Origin of the sequence: Sphingomonas aerophila, from assembly GCF_014199305.1 — a bacterium.
Lineage (GTDB): Bacteria > Pseudomonadota > Alphaproteobacteria > Sphingomonadales > Sphingomonadaceae > Sphingomonas > Sphingomonas aerophila.
Genome location: NZ_JACIJK010000009.1, coordinates 187030 through 210207, shown reverse-complemented (window position 1 = coordinate 210207; position 23178 = coordinate 187030). Strand labels below are relative to the sequence as shown.

The 23178-nt window shown below is 63.0% G+C and carries 21 protein-coding genes; 13 read left to right on the top strand and 8 right to left on the bottom strand.

Going from position 1 to position 23178, the window contains the following annotated elements; translation table 11 throughout:
• Positions 1 to 111: 111 nt before the first annotated feature.
• The 3 genes from FHS94_RS15150 to FHS94_RS15140 form a co-directional block, all read right to left on the bottom strand.
• On the bottom strand, positions 112 to 393 hold the full coding sequence (locus tag FHS94_RS15150; protein WP_184059361.1) for a hypothetical protein: 282 nt from the start codon (positions 391 to 393) through the stop codon (positions 112 to 114).
• 192 nt (positions 394 to 585) lie between these two features.
• Positions 586 to 1818: a hypothetical protein gene (locus tag FHS94_RS15145; RefSeq protein ID WP_184059359.1), complete on the bottom strand. Its 1233-nt coding sequence runs from the start codon at positions 1816 to 1818 to the stop codon at positions 586 to 588.
• Between the two features lie 659 nt (positions 1819 to 2477).
• Positions 2478 to 2723, bottom strand: coding sequence for a hypothetical protein (locus tag FHS94_RS15140; RefSeq protein WP_184059357.1), 246 nt, complete (start codon positions 2721 to 2723; stop codon positions 2478 to 2480).
• A 231-nt stretch (positions 2724 to 2954) separates the two neighbouring features.
• On the opposite strand from FHS94_RS15140, the gene FHS94_RS15135 reads away from it, so the two are divergent.
• From FHS94_RS15135 to FHS94_RS15125, 3 genes are all read left to right on the top strand, one after another.
• Positions 2955 to 3374: a hypothetical protein gene (locus FHS94_RS15135; RefSeq protein WP_184059355.1), complete on the top strand. Its 420-nt coding sequence runs from the start codon at positions 2955 to 2957 to the stop codon at positions 3372 to 3374.
• 262 nt (positions 3375 to 3636) lie between these two features.
• The gene (locus tag FHS94_RS15130) at positions 3637 to 4065 is read left to right on the top strand and encodes a hypothetical protein (protein ID WP_184059353.1); all 429 of its coding nucleotides are present in this window, start codon (positions 3637 to 3639) and stop codon (positions 4063 to 4065) included.
• Positions 4058 to 4276: a helix-turn-helix transcriptional regulator gene (locus tag FHS94_RS15125; RefSeq protein WP_184059351.1), complete on the top strand. Its 219-nt coding sequence runs from the start codon at positions 4058 to 4060 to the stop codon at positions 4274 to 4276. Before FHS94_RS15130 ends, FHS94_RS15125 begins: the two co-directional genes overlap by 8 nt.
• Before the next feature lie 280 nt (positions 4277 to 4556).
• On the opposite strand, the gene FHS94_RS15120 is transcribed toward FHS94_RS15125, so the two are convergent.
• Together FHS94_RS15120 and FHS94_RS15115 are read right to left on the bottom strand one after the other, a co-directional pair.
• The gene (locus tag FHS94_RS15120; RefSeq protein ID WP_184059349.1) at positions 4557 to 5264 is read right to left on the bottom strand and encodes a hypothetical protein; all 708 of its coding nucleotides are present in this window, start codon (positions 5262 to 5264) and stop codon (positions 4557 to 4559) included.
• Between the two features lie 19 nt (positions 5265 to 5283).
• Positions 5284 to 6084, bottom strand: a complete 801-nt coding sequence (locus tag FHS94_RS15115; RefSeq protein WP_184059347.1) for a COG4705 family protein — start codon at positions 6082 to 6084, stop codon at positions 5284 to 5286.
• Between the two features lie 264 nt (positions 6085 to 6348).
• On the opposite strand from FHS94_RS15115, the gene FHS94_RS15110 reads away from it, so the two are divergent.
• Positions 6349 to 6546 carry a hypothetical protein gene (locus tag FHS94_RS15110; RefSeq protein WP_184059345.1) on the top strand — a complete coding sequence of 66 codons (198 nt, stop codon included), beginning with the start codon at positions 6349 to 6351 and terminating at the stop codon, positions 6544 to 6546.
• A gap of 279 nt (positions 6547 to 6825) precedes the next feature.
• Here the strand turns inward: FHS94_RS15110 and FHS94_RS15105 are convergent, their stop codons facing one another.
• Positions 6826 to 7296, bottom strand: coding sequence for a hypothetical protein (locus FHS94_RS15105; protein ID WP_184059343.1), 471 nt, complete (start codon positions 7294 to 7296; stop codon positions 6826 to 6828).
• Positions 7297 to 7998: 702 nt separating this feature from the next.
• On the opposite strand from FHS94_RS15105, the gene FHS94_RS15100 reads away from it, so the two are divergent.
• Complete coding sequence (locus tag FHS94_RS15100; RefSeq protein WP_184059341.1) at positions 7999 to 8319, top strand: ribonuclease E inhibitor RraB; 321 nt, start codon at positions 7999 to 8001, stop codon at positions 8317 to 8319.
• A 687-nt stretch (positions 8320 to 9006) separates the two neighbouring features.
• Positions 9007 to 9753 (top strand): hypothetical protein, encoded by a 747-nt coding sequence (locus FHS94_RS15095; RefSeq protein ID WP_184059339.1) that lies wholly within the window; start codon positions 9007 to 9009, stop codon positions 9751 to 9753.
• 26 nt (positions 9754 to 9779) lie between these two features.
• Here the strand turns inward: FHS94_RS15095 and FHS94_RS15090 are convergent, their stop codons facing one another.
• A complete protein-coding gene (locus tag FHS94_RS15090; protein WP_184059337.1) occupies positions 9780 to 11096 on the bottom strand; it encodes a hypothetical protein in 1317 nt (438 codons plus the stop codon).
• Positions 11097 to 11341: 245 nt separating this feature from the next.
• Here FHS94_RS15090 and FHS94_RS15085 point away from each other — a divergent pair, with 245 nt between their 5' ends.
• From FHS94_RS15085 to FHS94_RS15070, 4 genes are all read left to right on the top strand, one after another.
• Complete coding sequence (locus FHS94_RS15085; RefSeq protein ID WP_184059335.1) at positions 11342 to 12238, top strand: hypothetical protein; 897 nt, start codon at positions 11342 to 11344, stop codon at positions 12236 to 12238.
• A gap of 125 nt (positions 12239 to 12363) precedes the next feature.
• Positions 12364 to 14649 (top strand): integrase, encoded by a 2286-nt coding sequence (locus tag FHS94_RS15080; RefSeq protein ID WP_184059333.1) that lies wholly within the window; start codon positions 12364 to 12366, stop codon positions 14647 to 14649.
• The gene (locus FHS94_RS15075) at positions 14646 to 15626 is read left to right on the top strand and encodes a TniB family NTP-binding protein (RefSeq protein WP_184059331.1); all 981 of its coding nucleotides are present in this window, start codon (positions 14646 to 14648) and stop codon (positions 15624 to 15626) included. Before FHS94_RS15080 ends, FHS94_RS15075 begins: the two co-directional genes overlap by 4 nt.
• A gap of 322 nt (positions 15627 to 15948) precedes the next feature.
• Positions 15949 to 17637 (top strand): hypothetical protein, encoded by a 1689-nt coding sequence (locus FHS94_RS15070; protein WP_184059329.1) that lies wholly within the window; start codon positions 15949 to 15951, stop codon positions 17635 to 17637.
• Positions 17638 to 17733: 96 nt separating this feature from the next.
• Here FHS94_RS15070 and FHS94_RS15065 read toward each other — a convergent pair whose 3' ends face one another.
• Positions 17734 to 20112: a PAS domain S-box protein gene (locus FHS94_RS15065; protein ID WP_184059327.1), complete on the bottom strand. Its 2379-nt coding sequence runs from the start codon at positions 20110 to 20112 to the stop codon at positions 17734 to 17736.
• Positions 20113 to 20248: 136 nt separating this feature from the next.
• On the opposite strand from FHS94_RS15065, the gene FHS94_RS15060 reads away from it, so the two are divergent.
• The 3 genes from FHS94_RS15060 to FHS94_RS15050 are packed head-to-tail and all read left to right on the top strand — an operon-like array spanning position 20249 to position 23159.
• The gene (locus tag FHS94_RS15060; protein WP_221234793.1) at positions 20249 to 20950 is read left to right on the top strand and encodes a DUF4129 domain-containing protein; all 702 of its coding nucleotides are present in this window, start codon (positions 20249 to 20251) and stop codon (positions 20948 to 20950) included.
• Positions 20947 to 22206, top strand: coding sequence for a hypothetical protein (locus FHS94_RS15055; RefSeq protein WP_184059325.1), 1260 nt, complete (start codon positions 20947 to 20949; stop codon positions 22204 to 22206). Before FHS94_RS15060 ends, FHS94_RS15055 begins: the two co-directional genes overlap by 4 nt.
• The gene (locus FHS94_RS15050; RefSeq protein WP_184059323.1) at positions 22203 to 23159 is read left to right on the top strand and encodes an AAA family ATPase; all 957 of its coding nucleotides are present in this window, start codon (positions 22203 to 22205) and stop codon (positions 23157 to 23159) included. Before FHS94_RS15055 ends, FHS94_RS15050 begins: the two co-directional genes overlap by 4 nt.
• Positions 23160 to 23178 lie beyond the last annotated feature (19 nt).

The following is a 23178-nucleotide window of genomic DNA, read 5'->3' as shown; positions in this document are numbered from 1 at the left end:
GCCGCTACCCGCCTGACCGGGTCGAAGCTGCGCCGTGCCCATTCAGCGATAGCCTCGGCTCGGAACCAACCCCGACTTCTTCAACACAATCGCCCAGTTGCGGACATTCGCCTACGGGTTTCCGCGTGACCCTTTCGGGTTGATCCCCCGAAGGGGATCGCGTCCCCCTTCCTCCTCCACCTTGCGGTAGGCAATATCCATGAAGTCGTTCCAGACTGTTCCATCGGCTGGGTAGCCGTCGTGGCTATGGCTCCTGTCTAAGGTGCTCAACAGCTGCGCTATGTCCTCGGACGTCCGACCACCCCGTTCAAACCAGCTCTCGATGAAGGCGAACATCGCGTCGTAGGCGGCCAGGACGCTGATCTTGTTCGCGCAGTCCTGCTCAATCGCCATGACTCAACCCCTGAACGCAAATTGGTCGCAGACGGATTAGCTGCGTGCGTGCCAAGCGCCAATGTCCGCTTTCCTGCCAAACCCAGACAGTCCCGAAACAGCATCCCAATTGGGACAGTTCTTCCGATCCAGTCGGTATGCAGATCGGCCGCTACGTTCGACACGATGCCGGAGGGCTATCTGACGACGTCGTTATGGAACTCGCTTTGCGGTCGCTGCTGCGGGTGCTCTGGCATCCAAATAGCGTAGATTGTAGCGGCCCGACGGCAGAAGCAGCGCCACGTCCTCGCCGGGGCGGATCGCGACCCTGTCCATGGGAACAGCGGTGATTGGTTCGCCCACTGAACGGGCTTCGATCACCCGCCATCCTGCGGCCGGGCGCAGTTCGCGGGGAATGCTGACCAACTGATCGCCCATGAGTTTCCGCCATACGGGACGGTGCCGCTCGAAGAACGCTTGCGGGTGGTCGACAACCAGGTCGAATGTCCCTGCTGGCTCGCCCGCTGGAAGCGCCGACAAACGTCGGCTCTGGCCCGAGCCACGGCAGGTGGTCTGTGAGATCGTAAGCGGGTCAATGCCCGTCTTTTCCTTTAGTCGGACAGCCAGCCACCTTGCCCCGTTAGCCTGCGGGACTTCTGCCGCGTGCGAGTAGCCGACATGAACAAGCAGCTTCGACCTTGGGTGGTCCTTGACGAAGACAGCCAAGTTGCGGGCCTGTCCCTCTTCCCGAAGAGCTATGCTTTGCTCCCGCGTCATCGTCTTTTGGGACTCGCTGTCCTCGTTTGGTTCGTAGGGCAGCAGACGATAACCAAGTCTCTTCGCCACTCTTCCGAGCCGCCCAAAGCCTGCCTCGGACAGGTAATAGCCGTCCTCGTCTACAAGGTAGGGCAGACCTGGCTGCCTTTGGAATGTGGGAAGGTACCGCTCTTGCGTGCCCGGTGGAGAGTTGGACAGCGTTTCGATCGCCAGGGTATCGTAGCCTAGCGGGCGTAACCGCGTCGCGACCTCCGCGATAAAGCCACGATGCTCGGAGCGTTCGTGGCTTTCATTGATGATGACGATCGATGTCTTGGCCGCACCGGCTTCGATCGCAGTGAGTGCATCGGCCGAGCCAGCTAGGGACGCACAAGGAGCCGCTTTGAAGTCGGAGCTCGTCGGGGCGATCAGGTCTTCGCGCCCAAACAAGCTGAGTGTCTGGCTCGCCATCTCACCTGCGAGCGGGTGATTTGGGTCGAGCTTGAAGAGGTCGCCGAACTTGTACGCCAGTGTTGACGTGGAGCCCGGGATCGTAGCGCGCTGAAACGGCCCGACAAGCTGAACGCCCTTCTTTGAGTGGGTCCCCTGGCTGGCGCCGGGACCGCCCAGCACGGTAGCTGCAACAAGGGCTAGAAAGGGCGGTAGAAAGGCGAATTGAGCAGTGCGCATTGACGGATGCTAGAGCGCCGCGGGCCAGCTTTCTACAGCGACGCAGAACAACTGATTGGTCGCCCTCATGATCTCAGGACGTCCACCTCCCTGCCGGTCGGAACAGCCCTCTTGGGCAGATCCGGCCTTCCAAGGTTAGTGGATCCGGCTGTCCCAAAATACCATCGTTTGTGAGATGGCAGCTCTCGCCCACTTGCGAACATTCGTGCCTGAGCTGACGGTAGGAATATGGTTAGGCAGTTAGCCTCCTGAGAACCGTATGCTGATCCTACCCTTTCTGTTGTTGCAGGCTTCCGGCCAGCCTCAAGCTGTTGAGCCCTCGCCAGATGTGGTTGTGAAGGGACAGCACTTGTCGAAGCTCCGCTTGGACATCAGCATTGACGGAGACTTTCTCATGGATTGCCGTGTCGCAGTGTCCAGCGGCGATACTTTCATTGACAGCCAGGCATGCCGGGCAGCGGACGTCTGCGTGAGGCGGGGCATGCGGACCAGTTCCCGCCTCCTTGCCTGCATCGACCATCGGATTGCATTGGCTGTCTCTCGGCATGATGCGACTAAGTCCAAGAACTAAGTCGTACTTGCGCTGTCCACCCGAACCCGGACAGTCCCAAAACATCATCCCAATTGGGACGGCAGCTCTCGTCCAAAGTCGGACGTCGCTACTGGGCGGAGATGCGCATGATCGCGATTAATAGCGCGGAGACGATCATGACCCAACCGCAGCGCCTGTGCAGGCGCTCGCTATTCAACTGCGCGAGCCAACGTATCCACGCTGGCGCCTCATCCAACTGATCTTTGGTCAATTGGCGCGTTGAGGATGCACGCAGTACCACCAGCGATCCGAACGCGACCTCTAACGCCGGGAGCAGCAATCCTTCGGTAGCAAACCTCTCGAACCACTGCATACGGCCGCTTAGCACCGAACGGCTTGCATGTCCGCGTTCCACCAAGCCCGGACAGTCCCGTAATATCATTCCAATCGGGACGATGGCGTCGCCTGCCCGCCTCCAAAGCGGACCTTCTGCACTCGCCCACATGACGACGTTGGAGCGCCTCCAAGTCGACCCCGGTTGCTGCCGTTCTCAGTGGTTGACATAGAAAACGGTTTAGGGGAGAAGAGAGTGCTACCGATACTCATGTTGCTCGCCGCCGCCGCTGACGCGCCCGAGGCAGCTCCCACTCATGATGGCGGCGTCTGCGCTGGATTGGCTTGGGTTGAACTTGCTCCCAACGAGCGGGCCTTCATCGAAAGGGGACCGGACTTCGCTGTCTTCAGGTTTGAGGGACCGGGCGGATCAACCGATCACTGGTGGGGCGTATATGGCGGCAACGCCGCGCAGGTCCGAGGCAACGGCCCGCAATTGCTTCGCCGCGATGGCGTGAGCGTGCGTCATGCGACCGAAGACGGGAAGTTTCGTGGTTATCTTGCTAAAAAAAGCGGTTCGCAAAATCATTTCTTCGGTTCTATTTTTGACGGCAGCACGAAAGACAAAGGCTTTTTCAATCGTATAGACTTTGGCCCCAAGGGGCAGGCTCTATGCGCTAAAGGCAGATAGCGTTAGTCTATCAGGTGCGGCCGGAAAGTCCGCTTTGTTGTGGCTGCTACCTAAAAACAGCCCGTCGCCTAGCCACCCAACCCCGATAGTCCCAAAATAGCATCCCAATTGGGACAGCTTCGGCCATCTCGATCGCCCTTCCTTTGTGGGACAGCAGGAAACGGCCGAAACTGGGGCGTCGTGGGCCAGCTACTGGAGGGCAAGCTTGACAGAGGTAACCCATAGGTAACATGTAACTCACGAGTTACGTATGGAGGTTCACATGACCGCTGCAATCGATCGTGCAGACGCGCTTAGCCGTCGCCGGGCGCTGATGATGCCCTTCCTTGCCGTATTGCTACTCGCCCAACAGTCGCTGTTTTGGAATTCGGATTGGCGCGCGGTATCCATCGTTCAACTGGCTGCCTGGACGGTGATTGTGGTTGTCATGCTCTGGGCACTTGTCACCGGAGGTGGCTTTCTCCTGCCACGCGACGTGCGCGCCCTTGCCAATGACGAGGTCACCGAAGCTAATCGAGCAATCGCCATCCGGCGTGGGTTTGTTGCCTCAATTCTCACGGCGATGATCGTCTTTGCGGCGTCCCCGTTTGAACCGATCACGGCACAACGAGCGGCGCATCTGATCGTGTCTTTGGGTCTCGCCATCACGCTCCTGAGCTTTGGACTTTTAGAGCGCAAAAGCCTTGATTGACGAGCTCGCTAACAGACTGCGCGAAGCTCGCGAGGCGCGGGGTTGGACCCAGGCGGAGCTGGCGGCGCGCATGGGTGTAAGCCGCAAAACCGTCAACACCGTCGAGAATGGCGTCTTTGTACCCTCAACCGTTGTCGCCCTTAAGGCAGCGCGCGTTTTGGAGAGACCCGTCGAAAGCCTATTTCATCTTGTTGACCGGGACGGACAATAGCCGTCCACGATCCTCCCGTTTTACCGTCCCGAGCGGGACGGATAGTCGCCTGCCCTCCTCCAAAGCAGCCCTTCCGCTCTCGCCCAAATCCAGACATTCACAGCCGTCCCGGCGCTCCACGAAACCGGACACACCTTAAGAGATTATAGCTACGACGAGTGCGTCGCTGACCGGTTATCGCCAGGGCTGTTGGCCAAACTCTTGTGCGACGCAGCTTTGGGCCTCTCCCACGGCCTGCTCGAGTGGGAACACGGGGAGAGCTGGCCTAGCTGCTCTCGAATTAGAAGTTCAGGCCGCCCGCAAGGTACCCGTGAAATGCGGGTCGGCCACCGTTCCCGAAGGTGGGCCCGGCTGAAGTCAGAATGCGAAATGTGCGGCTAATCTGGAGAATACCGCCCGCTCCGAAGCTCGTGGACATGCGCCCAATGCGTGTGTCCGCTCCTTGACGGTCAGCTTCGAGCCCGAGCAGCAGATGTGGCGTTACGGCGCGGGTGACCGCGAGGCCGCCCGTCCAATAATTGCGGTTGCCGCGCCCGGGATTGAGCGCATAGCCTCCGCCACCGAACACGGACCATGGCCCCACATTCTTCTGCGCCCAAACCGGGAGGAGAGCCGTGACCCGGTGCGCGCTCAAGGCGCGAGCGCCGGTCGGCAGCGTTGCGCCTGGGAACGCCGCGACCGAGATGCCGTGCGCTTGATCGTGGACGAAGCGGTACTTGACCGAGAATTCCAGGTCGCCGCGGCCGGAGGTGAAGCCGGCCCGATCGTGCGCGAAGGACAGCGGCAAACCAACTGTCACCTGCATGCCGGGCCGGGCACCATAATTGAGCTCCGCCCCAACTGCGCCGCCATAGTCCGCCCCCCGACCGTCAACCTCGAGCAAGGGCGCGTAAATCTCCCAATGACCAACGTCGGTCGGCTCCGGATCATCAGTCAGAAAGGGCGGGCCGGCCCAGGAGGGCGTAGTCAGGCTGAGGGCGGCTGTCACCGCCGTAGCGACGCAAAGCCTACGCACGCTGGACACCCGACATGGAGCTGGCGCGCTGTGGCAGAACGGCGATGAGAAGAACAATCAAGGCAGCAAGGATCAGCGACGCGACGGGGCGGCTCACGTCGAGGCCACCCTTTGCCACCGGTTTGTCGAAGAAGTCTCCGACTGTCGCGCCAAGCGGCCGGGTGAGGATGAAGGCGCTCCAGAACAGCGCCACATGGCTGACACGCGTGAGCCGGTACAGCATTGCGAGCACCGCCAAGCCTGCCGCGAATACCAGCGCGCCACCGCCGTAGCCAAGGCCACTATCGGCCGCCCAGTCGCCCAAGGCGGTACCGAGAGTCTGCGAAAAGGTGATGGTGATCCAGTAGAAGAACTCGGCGCGGACGCCTGCGACGCTGCTCACAGCGACTGTGCCGAGCTTCCAGCGCCAGAGCGTCAGCGACGCGAGCACGCACACGAGCAATAGCAGCGAGCCGCCCGGGTACCCTATGCCGAGCGACCGGTCCGCGAAGTCGGCGAGGGTCGTACCCGCTGTGGTCGAGGCTATGATCGTCGCCCAGTATAGCCACGGGTTGAAGGCGCGCGCCCTGATTTGCAGCCACACGAGTAGCACCAAGAGCAGGCCGAAGATGCCGGTCCCAACGAGATAGCCGTTTATGCCAGCCTGTCCTGCCTCGGCCGTGGTCTCTCCGAGCCAAGTCATCGAAACAGTATCACCGCCTGTCTCGCCGAGCGTGGTCGCGAGTATCTTGATGATCCAGAAGCCCAGCGTGATGGCTGGTACCTTGACGGCGTGGCAGTCGGGCGCGGGCATAGACTTGCTCTTAGCGGAGGAACGCGGTCGCGTGGAGGGCCACGATCTCGGTCATGGCACAAGTTCCTGGCAGAGAAGGAGCCTCCGCAGTGCGGGTGATCAAGTAGCAGCCGCACGACGTCCGGCTTTCGTCATGCCCGCGCCTGAAAGCGGACAGACGGCTGTCCACCCAAACCCCGACAGTGCCAAAATACCGTCCTCAATGGGAACACGCATCTGCTTATCGGACTGCCGTTCGGGGAGCTAGGATGCTATCAGCGAATTATGCTGACTACCCGGACCAAGCGTCGCGCCGACCAAGGCGCGCGTGCCCTTAAGCACGTTGCGACATTCTATGCAGAGGTTGCTGCGCTGCCCGATGAGGACCTTCTCGACCTTGCAGACATATTCGCCGGCGTACCGGGTTCGACCATATCGAGGATCGCGGCCGAGGAGATGAACAAGCGGGGCATTAGCCTTTAGCTGCTGCTGGAGAACCGCTCCGCACCTTATTGGCGAGCTTTCCCAGATTATCATCGAAACTGTCCGAAAACTCGACGTGAGTGGCAGTCGGCGCACGTTGCCGGTGGACACCTAGCTTCCGGCGAGTCTGACCGGGCGCACTTATCTTGCCTCAGCGAAAGCGCGCTAGAAATTTTCGGACGGTCTCCATCCCTTGTGGGACGGCGGATCTCGCCCCAATCTGCTGGGTAGCAGCCTCTCGATAGATTACTGTCGTCAGTGAAAGGCAAAGCCTCTGGTTCACGATACAACGCGTGGATCGACGTATTGCTTTAAAACTGCGAGGTCCGTGAAGGGCGCAGGCCACAGCACAATCCGGTAGTGATCGTCTCCATCTAGTCCGTCGTCGCTCAAGGTCCCTAACCCACTGTGATAAGTTCTGACGCGATACGTGCCTGCCGGAACAGTCAGGATGTCGATCGACTCCCCAGTGCATTCGTAAATTTCCAGCCTGCCCGACGGTAAGTCGAGGCTGGCCTCAGCAACATGATCCCAGGCATCGAGCGCAAGTTCAGGCGCCTCGCCCGTAATTTCGACCTCGACCGAAACGTTCATGTTGCGTTCGGGTTGAACGACAACCACGAATGGAGCCGCCTTAATACGGCGGATCGTATCCTCTTCTGTGTAACTAGTAGGGACGTCGGGGTTCGCCTCGTGATCCCACAGGTAGAACTGGTGATAGTCGGCAAAGATGCTGTAGTGCTTCATCATGTCGGTTCTGCTGTTTGCTGCGAGCTGAGTTTACAGTTGTATTCGATTGTAGAGGTTAGCAAGACTAGGGCTCATGGCATGAATATCGAATCAGGAGGGAATGGCGAGCATTCCAGCGATGACCATTACGCCCAATTGCGACATTCAGCTTCTGTGGATAAGCTCGGCCATGCGGCGCCCTCGTCCACTGCTCGCTGTTGCAATGCTAGTGGGGCTTGGTGCCTGCGGGCCGAACAGGGTCACGCTTCCGCCGTGCTGGCGGGCCGCTGATTTGCAGCAGGGCAAGCGCTTTCACGGCACTATCCTGACCTTTGCTGCGCCAGACATACATCCAATGATGTTCCCGGTCGCCTGCGATGGTGGGGTCACAGCCGATTTGCCAGACGGGTTGCGTCTGCCCGTTTCAAAAGTAGGCGGGGACCCCGAAGCTGACGGCGCGAGCCTGTTCTATGAGGCTCGCGTTGACGGACAAGTGGCGGGAATTGCGTTTGGGAGACCGAGCGTGCGGCTAGAGCGGGTAATTAGCCCCAAACAGGTGATCCCTGCTTGGTCGCGCGCGAATGTTCACTAACCCCCCGAACCCGGACGGTCCCGAAATAGCATCCCAATCGGGACGGCTGCCGCAGCGGGAAGCGCCCACTGGCAGTCGTTCAGCTTGCTCGAAACAAGCTGCCGTCTAGATTTGTAGGCCAAGGGACTGACATGTCGCTGCTCGATGAGAATGCCGAAATTCTGAAACGAATTGACGAGGGTGGGAACGATCTTACCCCTTCGCGGGAGGTGGATTTCAGCCACCTCTTTGCTGACCGGCTCTCGGCAGAGGCCTTCGCTTCGGATGTTGAGCATCTTGGGTTCAGAGCAGCCGTCGAAAAAGTTGATCGCGACGAGGGCCATTGGGACGTGACAGCATCCAAGGAGCTGGTGCCCTCAGCGGCAAACGTGACCGCAGCAGAGGAGCAGTTGCACGCGCTGGCGCAAGTGTATGGCGGCTATGCAGACGGGTGGGGCTTCATGAACCCTTAAGGTGCGAACGTCCGCTTATCTCTTCCGCACTCCCGAAAGCCGCCATTCCGTTCTCCACCTATCAGCAGCCGTTAGCATCGACCTCGAAAGCGACCGCCTTGCCACGGCAGGTGGGCTCCCAACCGGCCGCCTACGCCGCACAAATCCCGTTTTCCATGATCCGCTGATCCACCTGCGGGCGGCGTAAATGCGGCTGCAACTTTGAGCGACGCGCAGAGGGTATCGGAAATTCCAAGATCGCCTCGCGCTGGCCAAAATGCGACCGGAGAACGATTGTCATACCGCGCCATCCGGTTGAAGAAGCACAGCATCGGCGGTCTTCTGTCGGGACGACGGGGGCCATGCTTGCGGTCAACGATGCTGCGGCAAGTCCGTTCAAACAGCATAAGTCGTTTCCCGGGTCGCAATCATCAACAGCCTCGCGGCACCCTCGCCGGTATGGATCAGCAATGCCTCGAATTCGGCGACGTCGAGTGGTGACGGTGGTGAGTAGCGTAAGTCTTCCGACTTTGTTCGGGAGAGAAAAGCATGGAAGACCACCTTCGGCGGGAGATGATGCAGTCGCCTCCGCAACATTGGGCTGAGATTATGCGTCGAGCGACAGCGATACGGGACTTTATCGCTTCCGGTGATAACTCAGTAGGCGCTGCAGAAACAGCAGCAGCTTCTCTCGGGCTGCGTCCCCGAATGTTCTACAACCTTGTGCGTATTTTCAGACTGCGCCAAGAGGGAGAGCAGGTCCGTGCGTCATCGCAGGGGCGACATGAACACCTTGCGCCAGAGGTTGCCCAAGCGGTCGAGGATGCGATCGCTGAACTCGGGCCCGGCGCAATCGAAGCGCAGGTGCGCAACCGCTCGGCTGAGATCTGTCGAGAGCGGGGGCTGCCACAGCCGAGCAGGAACGCAGTGTGGACGCGCTTCGGACGCCCAAACCAAGCATTCGAACTCGGGCCGCGTCTAGGCGTATCCGCCGGTGCCATCCTCGACTGCTGTCCGCTTGCCATCGATGTCGAGCAGGATGGCCACTCCTATCCCGCAAATCTGCTGACGTTGGTGGACGTGAGCACCGGAGTGATGCCCGGGCGAGCGCTGATCGCGGGCTTGCCCACTCCCGACGATGTCATACGAGTGCTGCGCAAGCACCCGAACGCCAAGGGAGCCAGCATCGTGTCCTCCAGCGGCATCCCCCCGCAGGTCGTCGGTGAACTATCGCAAAACCCCGACCGATCGGTCAGCATTGCCCCAATTCGCAGCTTACGTGCCGGGGCTGCGACGCGGGCCATCTTTGGTCTACGCATCGGGCGCGTGCCACTGGCCCCTCGTAGAAAGGAGGTCGGCGGTCCGGATGTGCCTCCGCCTCTACCATTCGACCAGGTCCGCGAGGTGGTTCATGCCCTCGTGGATGAACGCAACGCCGAGTTGCAAGACGCGTAGACAGGCGGCCAGGCTTGACCTGCCTTTTAGAAGAACACTCTTACCGGACGACGGTAATCCTCGAGGCCCCGATCGAACTGCTCTTCGATGCGCAGCAAGACGGGTTCGAACAGCGTCCGGAGCGCCAAAGCGAGCTGCTCGATGCGTGCCTGACGGATTTCGGCGTCGTCGCCGGCCTTGGCCAGCTTCATCAGTCGCGCAGCGTTCGCCTCGTCCGCCGCCAGACGCAACGCGGGAAGCACGTCCTCGACTCCCAGCAAAGCGCGCCTGGTCAACGCGGGTTCACCATCGGCATACTTTGACGCCTCCTCCGACAGCGGTCTGCTGCCTGTCGATCGCACACGGAAAGCGAACTGCCCGAGCCTGTCCCCAAGAAGGCGCACCACCTCGCTTCCGTGGCGCCTTCTCCCGGCCGAGCGGATGACGATCTCGGGCGGTGGCTGGAGTTTAGCGGCTCCCTCCAACACGGCGTCGGCCACATCCTCCAGCCCGGGCGGCACGACCCACTCCACACGGGACAGGGTCTCTGCGAGGACAACGCCAGAGTCGCCGATCTTTGCCAGCCGTCGGCGGATCGCGTCTGCGACGGCCCCCTGCAGGCCCATCCCCATACTGTTCTCGACTGCCAGACCGACCCCGACGATCAGACTCGTTGCACGGTCCACCAGCAGGGTCGCCACGACATCGTTCGATCGGCCGAAGACCGTTCCGACCGTGACGTTCAGCGCAACCTGATCAAGCACCATTCGTCCACCGAAAGGTATCTTACGCGTTCGAGTACGTAGCTCAGCCTCGCCGCTGCGGATCGCGTGCACCCTCCTATACAGGCTTGACGAGGACGGCAGATCGAACTCGGCGAACGTCTCGGCCGAGCCAGTCGACCTTGTTCGAGTGTGTTTGTCGAAGCGTCTGCTCAGGTAATCGGCTATTTCGGCGACGGACGCGTCCGGCTTGCGACGAAGCTTCTCGGCGATCCACTTTTCGATCGGCTCGCCCAAGCCCTTGCGGACCGGCGCCTCTCGCTTCGAGGCGCGAAACCCGGGCGCAAGACCGCCGACTGGCCCCACCTCCTTCATCCGGTCAATCAGCCGATAGAGGTTGCGCACACCGCGACCCAGAGCCCTCGCCGCCTGCTCGACATGCTCCATGGTTCGTTCGTCGCCGCCAGGCAGAGCGTCGATGATCGCCAGTCGATCATCGACGATCCGCTGCTTGTCGGCGGGTAGGGTCGCGAAGACGGCGAGTTCGACTTCGAGCCCCCGCCCCTCCTTAAGATGCCGCGCGATCCGCCGCCTACGCCATTCAGCGGGGCTCGGCTCCTGACCGTCTTCGCCTTTGTCCATGCCGACGAGCGATACAACACACCGATCGTCGACGATACCGTTCCCAGCTAACTGTGCAAAAAACCTGTTGCCCTCCCGTTTCGGCTGGACTACCCAATAGTTGTTGCACAACTAATTGGGAACGATGAACCGCGAGACTTTGAATTAAGGGACATGTGGAGATACGGCCACAAGCCCGTCCAAAGTCGATTCAACGCCATCAACGAGGTCGCCAGCAACAGATCAGCATAGCCAAGGAGTACAACATGCCCTCAACTCAACACGACTCGCATCCGGCAACCGACGGCGACAAAGCCGCCGAGGGCGGTCACGTAACCGTCCGTATCCCGCCGCTTGTCGAATGCCTGCATCCTCGAGTCTGGCAGATCGGGGGGAAGAACCGCATCCACCCGCTCCACCGAGACGTTGTCGAGCAGGCGACGCTCGTTACGGCCAGTCCGGATTGGGGGTACGGGACGCTGAAATCCGTCGATCAGCCGCTGCGCGTGACCTTTCACGAGCGTGCCGGAACGTTCGCGGACTTCTCCCGCAAGGCGGGCAGAACAGTATCGGGACGCGGTCCGCACGAGCAGGCCAACTTCGAAGAGATGGAAGTGGACCCTGTGTGGGTCAACCTTGCCCTCGAGGGCGCGGTGATCTCGTGGGAGGCTGGCGGGACATACACTCCAGACTTTATCGGTCTTCACGTCGATGACGGCGTGGTCACGGGTGAGGTTAAGGCCGACATGTCCTACTTCGTCGACCGCAACTATGCGCCGATCGTTGCCAACGCCGAGCGAACCTGCGCCGCCGTCGGCATCACCTTCAAGAAGGTGGTTGGCACCAAGTTGCACGGACAGGTCGTGCGTCGCCAAAACGTGCGCCGGGCCTTCATCGACCGCTTCACCCACGTTCCACCCAGCGGAGTGGACGCCGTCGCCAACCTGCTCGCGGCCCATGGGACGGCTCCGCTGGGTCGAGTCGAAGAGGTTGTCGCTCCCGGCCGTGCGAACGCCCGCGGTGTCGTTCATGCCCTGCTCTGCGCACGCGGCCTGTCCTTCGACCTCAACTTGCCGGTGACGGCCGACACCATCGTCGGCCCTGCCCCCGTCCAGCGCCACTCGGCCGATATCCGCGCGCTGGAACTCTCGGAAGCGGCCTGAACCCCGCCGCGGCCTCACGGCCGCGGCACCCAACAACTCCAACCAAGAGATCCCGCCCGGTCACCTTGACCTGGCGTCGACCACGCTCGTCCGCCGGACGGGCGCAACACTGAAAAGGAACTGCCATGCGCATCGACAAGATCAACGCCTCGACAGCCCTCCCGGTTGTCCTTCCCGTTCCCCTGATCGTGGGCCAAGTCCTGACCATCGAGGACCGGACCGTCCGCATCGAAAAGCTCCACGACGATGGGACGATCGAACTCATCGACATGCGTACCCACGGCCACCTGCAGGTGCGCGATGCGAAGACGGGCGCGCTCCAGGCGCCGACCCTCGATTGGCTACGGGAGATGTACCGCGAAGGGCGCATCACGTTCCCGACCGCGCCCGAGACGGCCGAGGAAAGGCAGGGCCGCTACGCGTTGCTCGACCCAACCGTCGTCGTCGATCGCGATCCCAAATCCGCCTGGCGTTTTGGGCTCGCCAGCCGAGCCCTAGCGGACGGAATCGGCAAGAACGACGACGAGTGTCAGACTTGGCTTCATGCCAACTACGGCCAGGTCGCGGATGATCTCAAATATTCAAAGCCCGCCGGAAGCACACTGCGTCGCTGGATTCGTTACCTGAAGAAGCGCGGCAAGCGGGCGTCGTCGCTTGCTGCAACGACCGGCCGTCCGCGCGGCCACTCCCAGCTCAATCCCGTCGTTAATGCCTTCGTTCATGAAGCCGCGCTGTTCTTCTGGTCGAGACCGCGGGCGCAGATCATTCACGCGTTCGCGTGGCTCGAGGAGCAGATCACGAAGTACAACGACAAGCTGGCGTCTGGAGCGGTCAAGCTGCAGATGCCCAGCAAGGAGGCGCTCCGGAAGCGTGTCCACAAGCTGAGGTGCTTCGACACCTATGCCGCCAAACATGGCACCGAGGCGGCCGAGAAGATGTTTGCCGGTTCCGGCGAACGCCTCCTCGTCTCGAACCTGCTGGAGCTGGCGCTCGTCGATGCGACCACCTTGGAGCAAACAATCGTCTTCGACGCCGACTGGGCGCTTCCCGCCTGCAAGGTCCGCATCGTCGCGATCATGGAGGCCCTGAGCCACGCCATCCTGGGCTTCCACGTCTATGCCGGGCCAAACCGATCCGAAACCTCGATCGAGGCGCTGATCAACTGCATGACGCCCCCGACGGTCGATCCGGAGCGATTGGCCGAGCACCCCGAACTCGCCTGGATATTCGGAAAGCCGGCGCGCCTTCTGGGAGACAACGAGAAGGCACTGTTCGGCCCGTCCGTACTGCCTTCCCTTCTTGATGCTGGCATCGGTGTCATGCCAGCGCCCGTTGGCACGCCGACCGCGAAAGCCTCGCTCGAAAGATTCTGGCGAACCCTCAAAGAGGCGCTCGCGCAATGTCCAGGCACCCTGATCGACCCCAAGCGCGCCACCGAGATCGGCTACGACGCGATCGGAGCTGCTTGTCTTACCCTCCCACAACTGCGCGCCATCGTGCAGCAGGTGATCGACGCCTTCAACACGGATGAGTCCACGGCGCTCGGCGGGCAGTCGCCCGCAATGGTTTTTGTGAGGCGGAACGCCTCTCGTGTGACGCCGGTGTTCACGGACATGGCGGAAGTCAGACGGCAGCTCGGTCGTCGTGTGTCTGCTCTCTTGACCCGCGACGGCGTCGAGATCGACGGCATCCGCTACCGGGAGGCGGTTGCTGTCCGGGCGCTGCTCGAGAACATGGCGCAGTCGCAAGCGTTGCGGGGCCGCCGCAAGGACGGCAGCATCACGATCGAGGTCATGTGCAACGTCATGGCAGGCGATCTCGACTCGGTGCAAGTCTGGGACACGACGATCGACGAGTGGGTCACTCTCCCATCCACCCAGCCCGAGTACACCTACGAGCTCACCCAATGGGAGCACCGCGAGTTCCGGCGCATGGCCAAGAAGCGGAACGAACCGTTCGCGTCGCAGAAGCACCGCTTGGCCTCGAAACGCGGGACCATGCGGCTGATTGACGAAATGGCGCCCCACCTGGGATTCCAGCAGCGCCGTACACTGGCGGCTCTCTACCAGTCGACCCAGGTCGCGAGACTGGCGGGCGACGTCGGTGGCGCGAGCCCTCCGGTGGCGCTCGATGACATCGCGAGGGTGTCACCGCAGGTCACCGTCTCTCGGGAACGCCAGGACTCCGGTCTGCCGGTCCAAGCCACCAGCAAGGATGCCAAGGTGCCCGGGTGCATGCTCCCGCCGCCGCGCGGCGACGACCATGGCAGGTCGGCCAGGCCGCTGCCCGACTTCAACTGGGACGAGATTGGCCTCGATGATCAGCACGTAGATCCAGAAATCGGCGAGGAACCCATCCTGGACGCCGACGAAGAACCTTTCGTCGACACCGACGGGGAGGACTCCGAATGAACCGCGATCTGAACACCGGGGGCGGCAGCATGCCGTCCCCGATCACGGGTCATGCGCTGCCCATCTACGAGGAGCCGCATATCTCCCGCGTCGGCATCGCAATGGACGCCTTCGAAAAACTACTCATCCCGTACGCTCCGCAGACGGCGATCAAGGGGCGCATGGAGGTCCTACGCATCCGTTGTCTCGGCAAACGCGGGGTGCCCCTGCCCGGGCTCCGACTGAGCCAAGTCAGCCAAGCCGGAAAATCAAAGGCGCTCACCAGCTTCCGTGACGAGGCGATGGCGCGTGCGGAGGCAGCGGGTGAACCCTTCAACCCCTACCGGATCCTCTATGTCAGGCTTGACAAGAAGGGCACCCTGAAAATGCTTTGCCGCCGGATCCTCCGCATGTTGGGCGATCCGCACGACGATGTGGGAAATCTCGACGACGTGCGGCTCCGCCTGGCGGAGTTCATGGTCCTAAGGGGGGTGGAGCTTCTGATCATCGACGAGGTGCAGCACCTCAAGGGTTCGTCCAACGACAAGGAGGAGATCACGGACGAGCTGAAGGGCTTCCTGGACGCGGGCATCGTGCCGGTGGTCATGGCGGGCAACGAAGAGGCGGACGAGTTCTTCAACTCGAATATCCAATTCGCCGGTCGGCTTGGTAGTCCCCTCGAGCTGTCGCCAATAGACATTTCCAAGAGGGCGGAAGCGGTGGCGTTCAAGACCTTCTGCAAGGATCTGGATACTGCGATGAAGGACGCCGACATCGTCCGACGTTTGTCCGGCTTCCAGGACGCCAAGATCCTCAATGGCCTGCTCGCCGCGTCCGGCGGCCACGTCGGTCGGGTCTGTCGCATCGTCGAGGCGGCTCTGGAGCATGCCATCCAGCGGGATGCCGACTTCATCGAGACGTACGATCTGGCCTACGCGGTCGAGACCTTTGCGATTCCGAAGGGATACGTCATCAAGAACCCCTTCGGTCAATTGTGAGGATGGAGAGCGAGATCCAAGCTGCTGAAGCCGGCAGCTTGCCGAGCATCCGTCCGTTGGTAGTACCTACCCGGTTCGCGCCGGATGAAAGCCTGATCGGCGCCGTCGCCGCCTCGACACGAGCCAACGTTCTCAAACACCTGAACGTGATCCTGAGCGAGGTCGGCCTGCCCCTGCTGCGGCCCGGCGTCGTCGGCCAGGAACTCGGCGGGCTAGCCCCACGGCTCGCCGAAAAGCTGGGCTGCGACGTGCAGGACGTCGTGCTTCGTCAGCATCCTTACCTCGCTGAGCCCATCTCGGCCGGTCGAGGTGGAGGCAACTTGTGGCTGCCGGTCCGATGGGGCTCGGGAGTCCTCCTCCGTCAGCACTTGGACCTCAAGACACGCCGCATCTCGCCCCGCGCGTTGAGGAGGCGCCACATCACCGCTCGAACTGGCTCTGCCTCCTCCTGCCCTACTGCACCGAGACGCTCGATCAGCTCGTCGACACGTGCGACGCCTGCGGCGCAAAGCTGGCATGGAAGTTCGGTTGGGGTATCGGCGTCTGTGAAGGATGTCGAGCCGTGGTGAACCCTTCAGGCGAGCCGCCGTTGGCCGAGCAGCATGCACCTGGTTACCGCCGGTTTGCGTCCGTCATCTCAGCCGTACCCTCGGAACGCGAGGCTGCTCTGGCCGCATTGCCTGCCGAGATACAGGCACTATCGCCGACGTCGCTGATTAGCCTCGTGTTGGGGCTGGGGCACGCACTTGAACCCACGTCCCGCGAGCGTTCCGAGGCCCATGCTGCTGCCTTGACGGCGACGAGCGTCGCGATGGCCACCCGGATCGCCCGCGGAATGGATTTGCTGTCACGCTGGCCCCACGACTTACGCCAGGAAATCTCGCGACAGTTGGACAGCGCCGAGGCCGACCCAAATTCCCGCCGCACTCTGGGACGCCGGCTACGCCGCCTCGGTGATCCCGATCTAGTGCCGGCTGATCAGGCCGCGGTGCTCCGGACCGCGCTTCCGGAGGCCTTTGTAACGCTCAGCCGCTCCTTCGCCCTGACCGGCCAGGTGATGCTCGCGTCCGAAATCGCGCGCGAAGCCGGAATTGCGATCGATCAGGTGAGGAAGTTGGAATTCAACGACGTGATCACGGGCGTCGAAACCCGCAAGGGCAAGCGGATCTACCGCCAGTACCCCTATGTGGAGTCACAACGCGTGATCCGGCTTTGGCGTGGTTCAGAGTCCTGCACCCGGCTCGAGCAGCGCCTGAGCATTCCTCGATACGCAGTCGAACAGCTTGTCTGCCTCGGCGAAGTCGATCCGGAGCTGTCGACGATCGCGACCGTGCTCGATTCCAATCTTCGCTTGATCACAACATCGGTCGATCAGCTAGTCGTCGACCTGGATGCCCGTATGCGCCGGAATGCCGCTCCCGGCGATGCTGTGCAGCTCGCCGCAGTGACTCGTACCACCGGCGGCAAGCTGAAGCCTTGGGGTGCGCTAATAGGGGCTATGCGGCGAGGCGACGTGCCGTTATGGCCAAGCTCAGACCATGACGACCGGACCAGTCGTGGCTGGCGGTGGGTCCGCCGCGTCCTTGTGCGCCCGAGCGATCTTGAGCCTGTGATGGCCGAGAACTTCGACAATCGGCGGTTCCCCGACTTCTTGTTCACCGACATTGTTTCGCAGTTGGACGCATGCGAAATCCTGAACTGCAACAACCCGCAGATTAGGGAGGTGATCGGCGCCGGTGACTTGGAGTTTGTGGCCGCTGGGCAGGGACTTTGGGCCTCCATGACCTCAGTGCTCCAGCTTGCGGAACGCACGATCACCATACCGGAACTCGGTCGACTTCTCGCTCTCCCTAAACACCCGCTCGTCAAGATCATGTCGGAACACTGCCACGTGAGAAAAGCCAGCCTCGGCTGGCTGAGGGCTGACGTCGAGGTCAACTTCCCGGCTCTGCTTAGAGCCGCCGTCGAGAAGCGTTCGACCGAACACGGCTTGCCCACCGGTACGCCATGACAAGAGGGCATTTCCGGGTTGTGGGACCTGCCATCTGAGCGCCTTCGGGTTGTCTGAGTAAGAGTGTCTGGAGCAGATCACCCTCTTACGCCGTGGTCACCCTTCTCTGGTCCCAACACCGCCAGCAACGCCCGGAACCGGCAACCGCGCCATTGCGGCCGCGAGGTCGCGTACGCCGAAAGGTTTGGCCAGGCGCCCGACCACCAGGCGCGGTTCGTCGCCCTGCGGATAGCCCGAGATGATCAGCGCCGGCAGTGTCGGACGCCGCTGCCGCGCCGCGGTGACCAGTTCAACGCCGCTCATCTGCGGCATGACCTGGTCGGTGACGAGCAGGTCGGGCGACAGGCCAGCTTCGAGCAGTTTGATGGCTTCCGGACCTGAACCGCAATCGACCACCTGATGGTGCAACTCAGCCAGCATGGCGGCAGTATTGGCGCGGACCAGCGGTTCGTCATCGACCAGCAAGATGGTCAGCGCGTCACCCGCCGCGACTTCGCCATCGCCTCGCACGGCAGTGTCGGGGGACTGCCCGCTTACAGGTAGCAGCATCTCGATTCGGGTACCCTTGCCGACTTCGCTGTGGATGCGCAGCGCCCCGCCCAGCTGCCCGACCAGTCCATGAACCATCGACAGCCCAAGGCCCGTGCCCGCACCACTGGCCTTGGTAGAGAAAAAAGGCTCGGCCGCTCGCGCCAGCGTCTCGGCATCCATGCCCGTTCCCTCGTCGGCCACAGCGAGCATCAGATACTGCCCTGGCGAGACGTCCTGACCGCGCTCAGTCTGATCGTGCGCGGAAAGGCTTATCTGGATGCGACCGCCCGCCGGCATCGCATCGCGCGCGTTCACGACGAGGTTAAGGACGGCCATTTCGATCTGGTTGGCATCGACCATGGCGGGGGGCAGGTTGTCGGCCAGATCCGCCTCGATCGTGATCGTCGGGCCGATCGTACTGCGCAGCAGGTCGCCCAATCCTTCCAGCAAGGGCTTAAGCGCCGTAGGCTTCGCCTCCAACGGCTGGCGGCGTGAATAGGCCAGCAAGCGTTGTACCAGCGTCTTGGCGCGGAGCGCCGATTGCAGTGCCCCGTCGAGCAACCGGGTTTGCCGCTCTCCGGCCGGGGAGCGCGCCAGCAACAGGTCCAGCGTTCCTAGAATGGGGGTGAGGAGGTTGTTGAAGTCATGCGCAACGCCGCCGGTCAATTGACCCAGCGCTTCCATTTTCTGGCTTTGCCGCAGCGCATCTTCGACCTGGCGCATGGCATCCGCCCGTTCGCGCTCGATCGTCACGTCGCGACCAATGCAATACACCCGGTCGCCCTCCGGCACCGCGCTCCAGGAGATGATACGGTAGCCGCCGTCGGCGGATCGCAGGCGATGGCTGAAGGCCCGCTGAGGCAATCCCGCCAGCAAATTCTTGCTCGCTTGTTCCGTCGCGGCCCGATCATCCGGATGTACCATCCAGGCCGAGGTTCGGCCAAGAAGCTGGCTGGTCGACCAACCCAGGATCGTGGTCCACGCCGGACTGGCGCTCAGCCAGACCCCGTTCAGGTCGCACACTGCAAAGGCATCGGTGGACAGCGACCATAGTCGGTCGCGTTCCAGCGTCCGCCGGTCAACGCTTGCCTGTAGCTCACGCGCCCGATCCAGCGCCTCACGCTCGGCATTCTTGGCGGCCGTGATGTCCGTCGCCACGCCGATAAAGCCTTCAGGCATGCCGTCCCCGTCGAAACGGGGTTGCGAGATGGACCGAACCCAACGCCACTCGCCATCGCCGCGGCGGTACCGTGCCTCCAGCGTGAACGCCTGCCGCGAGGCCTCTCCCGCGACTGATTCCGCTAGGATGCGTTCCTGATCCTCGACGTGCAGGATCGTGCGCCAATCGAACCGCAAGGCTTCGTCGAAAGTCAGGCCCAGGAACGCGCAATACGCCTCGTTGACGAACTCTCGCGTCCGGTCGCTCGCGGTCACCCAGATCGGTACGGGAGCGCTGTCGGCAATCCGGCGGAACCGGATCTCGCTCTCGCGCGCAGCCTCCAGCGCATGCCATTGATCGGTGATGTCCTGCACCATCGCATAAACACCCACCACATGGTCCTCGACCACCTGGGGAATGTTGTGGATGATGGTGCGGCGCAGTCCTGTGGGGTGACGGAAATCCTGCTCGTAGCGCAGCGTCTCCCCGGCAAGCGCGCGGTGCACAAAGGGAGCGCGACGGGCATATTCCTCGGCAGGCATAACCTCGCTCAGCCGCCGCCCGATGATCTGGTCGAGCGGGAGGCCGAACCAGGGTTCATAAGCCTTGTTCGCGAAAACGAAGCGCTCGTCACGGTCGAGGAAGGAGATCATCACGGGCAACGCGTCGGCAATGCCCCGCAGTTGCCGTGCCGTGCGCGCGTGTACGCCACTCAATTGCCGGCGCAGTGCCGCGTTCTCAGCCTCCAGCGCGGCAATCCGCTCAACGCTGCTTTCGGCCGCCATCCTCGTCTCCCCCGCGTCGCATGCGCCGCAAAACGATCCTTCCCGCCTGCGTTTCGAAACGCAAGCGTTCGCGTTGGATTAGCCGTTGCGTGCACGCGTCGCTCGGCTAGTCTTCGGGAACAGGGGGCAACAACACTTGGCGGCAGGACCATCGCACGCAGCGGCCGACGCCGCCCAGCGTTTGCACGCCGCGCACAGCGCGCTGCGGGCCGACCGTGACGTGCAGTTCACGATGCTCCCCGAAGCGCCGCCGCCCGAGCCACCCGCCTGGCTTACGGCGCTGGGACGATTTCTCGCCCGGCTGCTGCGTCCCGTCGGCCGACTTTTGCGCTGGATCGGTGAACACATGCCCGATGCTCCGGTCGCTCGCGTGCTGCTGTGGGCGGTGATCTTTGTGGCGCTCGGGGCCATGGTCTGGGCCGTGGCGGAGCGGCTGCGCCACGGCATCTGGCGCTTGCCACGTCGCCGTTCGTTGGCCGAACCGGTCGCGGTCGCTGACGAGGAATGGACGCCAGACGCCGCCCCGGTTCGGGCGTGGCTGCGCGAAGCGGACGCGCTCGCCGCGGAGAGGCGCTATGCAGAGGCGGCACATTCCTTGCTGATCCGATCGGTCGAGGACATGGCCCGCCGGCGCCCCCGTCTGGTGCGCCCGGCACTCACCAGTCGAGAGCTGGCGGCCTCGCCGGATGTGCCCGTCCCCGCGCGCGCCTTGTTCTCCGACATCGCTGCGCTGGTCGAACGCAGCCTGTTCGGGGGGCGAGCGGTGGCTGCCGTTGATTGGCAGGTCGCTCGTGCTGCCTATACCGACTATGCCCTGCCCCAGGCGTGGCGACCATGAGCGATGCTGCATCCGCCGCTCCGCGCGATGGTGCCTTCCGGCCGGTTGTGGTCGCCATCCTGATCGGGGTGGGCGTGCTCGCCTTCGCCGCAACGCTGGTGTTGGGCGCCTTCGCCCCGGATTGGCGATCGGGCAACAACGGCGGCGCGCATGCGCTGTCCAATGCCGCCGTGGGCTATAGCGGCCTCGTGCGCCTGGCGGAGGCGACCGGGCGGTCACCACAAGTGGTGCGCAGCGAATACGCCCTGAATTCGGAAAACCTCGCGGTGGCGACGCCGGAGCATGGGGATGTCCCCATTGATCCGGTGCTGTCGCAGCGCGGATCACGGGTAACGCTGTTCGTTCTGCCCAAATGGCAGACCGCCGCCGATCGAAAGCGGGGGGGCTGGGTGCGACGGGTCGGATTGCTACCGCGATATGATCCGGAGGGCGTGCTGGCCCCGGGGACACGCCTGAGGCTGATACGTGAGCGCAGCGGCGGACGCCCGCTCATCAACGCACCCGAATTGCCCGCCGCCATTGCGTTTCGCGCGCCCCGCCCATTGCAGGTCATCGGGGGCATCGATCGCTACATCGAAACCGACGCGGACGGCCACAAGCACCGGTCGCCCGGCTTCGATCCGCTGATCACGGATGGTCACGGACACACGGTGCTCGCCCGCCTTCAGGGGCGGAACGTCTATGTCCTGTCGGATCCGGACCTGCTCAACAACATGGGGATGCGGCGCGAGGAGCAGGCGGCGTCTGCCCTGGCATTGCTCGACTGGCTGAACTCGAACGAGGCGAACGGCATCCTGTTCGACGTGACCTTGAACGGCTTCGAGCACACGCGCAGCCCCCTCAAGCTCGCGTTCGAGCCGCCCTTTCTGGCGATGACGCTGGCCATCCTCGTCGCGCTTCTGCTGGCGGGTTGGCAGGCCACCCATCGTTTCGGCGCGCCACGCCGGCTGCCGCGAGCGATCCCATTCGGTAAGGCTGCGTTGATCGACAACACCGCCGCGCTGATCCGCAAGGCTGGCCGGTGGCGCATCCTTGGCCCGCGCTATGCCGAACTGGCCCGGGAACGAGCGCGGCAGTCCTTTGGCGTCCCCGCCCGGCTTCACGACCGCGAACTGGACAGGTACCTCGACCGGATCGAACGACCGCAGCGCTTTTCAGACCTCGCCGCCAGCGCGTCTGCGGCACAAACGGCCGAGGAGGTGCTTACCGCCGCCCGCGCGCTCCATGACTGGCAGAAAGGACACAAACAAGCGTGACCGTGAACGAGGTACCCGCACTTGCAGCAGCCATCCGGCGCGAGGTCGGCAAGGCTGTGGTCGGGCAGGACGCGACGGTGGAACTACTGCTGGTCGCGCTGCTGGCAGGCGGCCACATCCTGCTGGAAGGGCCACCGGGAACCGCCAAAACCCTGATCGCGCACAGCTTCGCCCGCGCAACCGGCCTTGGCTTCGGACGGATCCAGTTCACCCCGGACCTGCTGCCGGGCGACATCATCGGCGCGAACCTGTTCAATTTCCAGACTTCGACCTTCACGCTGACCCGTGGTCCGATCTTCTGCGACCTGCTGCTGGCGGACGAGATTAACCGCACCCCGCCCAAGACCCAGGCCGCGCTGCTGGAGGCGATGCAGGAGCGTACGGTGACGATCGACGGCGACACGCTGTCGCTCGGCGCCCGCTTCACCGTTGTCGCAACGCAGAACCCGATCGAGCAGCAGGGCGTGTATCCGCTGCCCGAGGCCCAGTTGGACCGCTTTTTGTTCAAGCACCTGGTCGACTATCCTTCCGCCGAGGAGGAGCGCCGGATCATCGCTGCCCATGGCAGCCGGCAAAGCGTCATGACGCCGGACGATTGGGGCATTGAGCCGGCCCTTGACGCTGATACGATCGCGGCCGCTGTCGATGCCGTGGCGGGTGTGCGACTGGCGGATGAGGTCATCGACTATATTGCCTCGCTGATCCGGGGCACCCGCGAGGTCGCGGACCTGGACAGCGGCGCGTCGCCACGTGCCGGTGCGATGCTGGCCGGCGCCGCCAGGGCTCGGGCGGCGATCGAGGAACGCGACTTCGTGATCCCGGACGATGTGAAGGCACTCGCCCCCGCCCTCCTCCGCCACCGGCTGATCCTGTCGCCCGCCGCGGAGATTGACGGCCGCGCGATCGAGGATGTCGTGGCCGGGATCATCGATACAATCGAGGTGCCACGGTGACGGCCAGCGCCGGCGGGTC

Coding starts and splice junctions, on each gene's coding strand:
- FHS94_RS15080 (WP_184059333.1), top strand. CDS start 12,364: ATGCGCATCGACAAGATCAACGCCTCGACAGCCCTCCCGGTTGTCCTT.
- FHS94_RS15150 (WP_184059361.1), bottom strand. CDS start 393: ATGGCGATTGAGCAGGACTGCGCGAACAAGATCAGCGTCCTGGCCGCC.
- FHS94_RS15115 (WP_184059347.1), bottom strand. CDS start 6,084: ATGCCCGCGCCCGACTGCCACGCCGTCAAGGTACCAGCCATCACGCTG.
- FHS94_RS15065 (WP_184059327.1), bottom strand. CDS start 20,112: ATGGCGGCCGAAAGCAGCGTTGAGCGGATTGCCGCGCTGGAGGCTGAG.
- FHS94_RS15140 (WP_184059357.1), bottom strand. CDS start 2,723: ATGCAGTGGTTCGAGAGGTTTGCTACCGAAGGATTGCTGCTCCCGGCG.
- FHS94_RS15130 (WP_184059353.1), top strand. CDS start 3,637: ATGACCGCTGCAATCGATCGTGCAGACGCGCTTAGCCGTCGCCGGGCG.
- FHS94_RS15145 (WP_184059359.1), bottom strand. CDS start 1,818: ATGCGCACTGCTCAATTCGCCTTTCTACCGCCCTTTCTAGCCCTTGTT.
- FHS94_RS15105 (WP_184059343.1), bottom strand. CDS start 7,296: ATGATGAAGCACTACAGCATCTTTGCCGACTATCACCAGTTCTACCTG.
- FHS94_RS15110 (WP_184059345.1), top strand. CDS start 6,349: ATGCTGACTACCCGGACCAAGCGTCGCGCCGACCAAGGCGCGCGTGCC.
- FHS94_RS15135 (WP_184059355.1), top strand. CDS start 2,955: ATGTTGCTCGCCGCCGCCGCTGACGCGCCCGAGGCAGCTCCCACTCAT.
- FHS94_RS15085 (WP_184059335.1), top strand. CDS start 11,342: ATGCCCTCAACTCAACACGACTCGCATCCGGCAACCGACGGCGACAAA.
- FHS94_RS15055 (WP_184059325.1), top strand. CDS start 20,947: ATGAGCGATGCTGCATCCGCCGCTCCGCGCGATGGTGCCTTCCGGCCG.
- FHS94_RS15075 (WP_184059331.1), top strand. CDS start 14,646: ATGAACCGCGATCTGAACACCGGGGGCGGCAGCATGCCGTCCCCGATC.
- FHS94_RS15100 (WP_184059341.1), top strand. CDS start 7,999: ATGTCGCTGCTCGATGAGAATGCCGAAATTCTGAAACGAATTGACGAG.
- FHS94_RS15090 (WP_184059337.1), bottom strand. CDS start 11,096: ATGGACAAAGGCGAAGACGGTCAGGAGCCGAGCCCCGCTGAATGGCGT.
- FHS94_RS15095 (WP_184059339.1), top strand. CDS start 9,007: ATGTTCTACAACCTTGTGCGTATTTTCAGACTGCGCCAAGAGGGAGAG.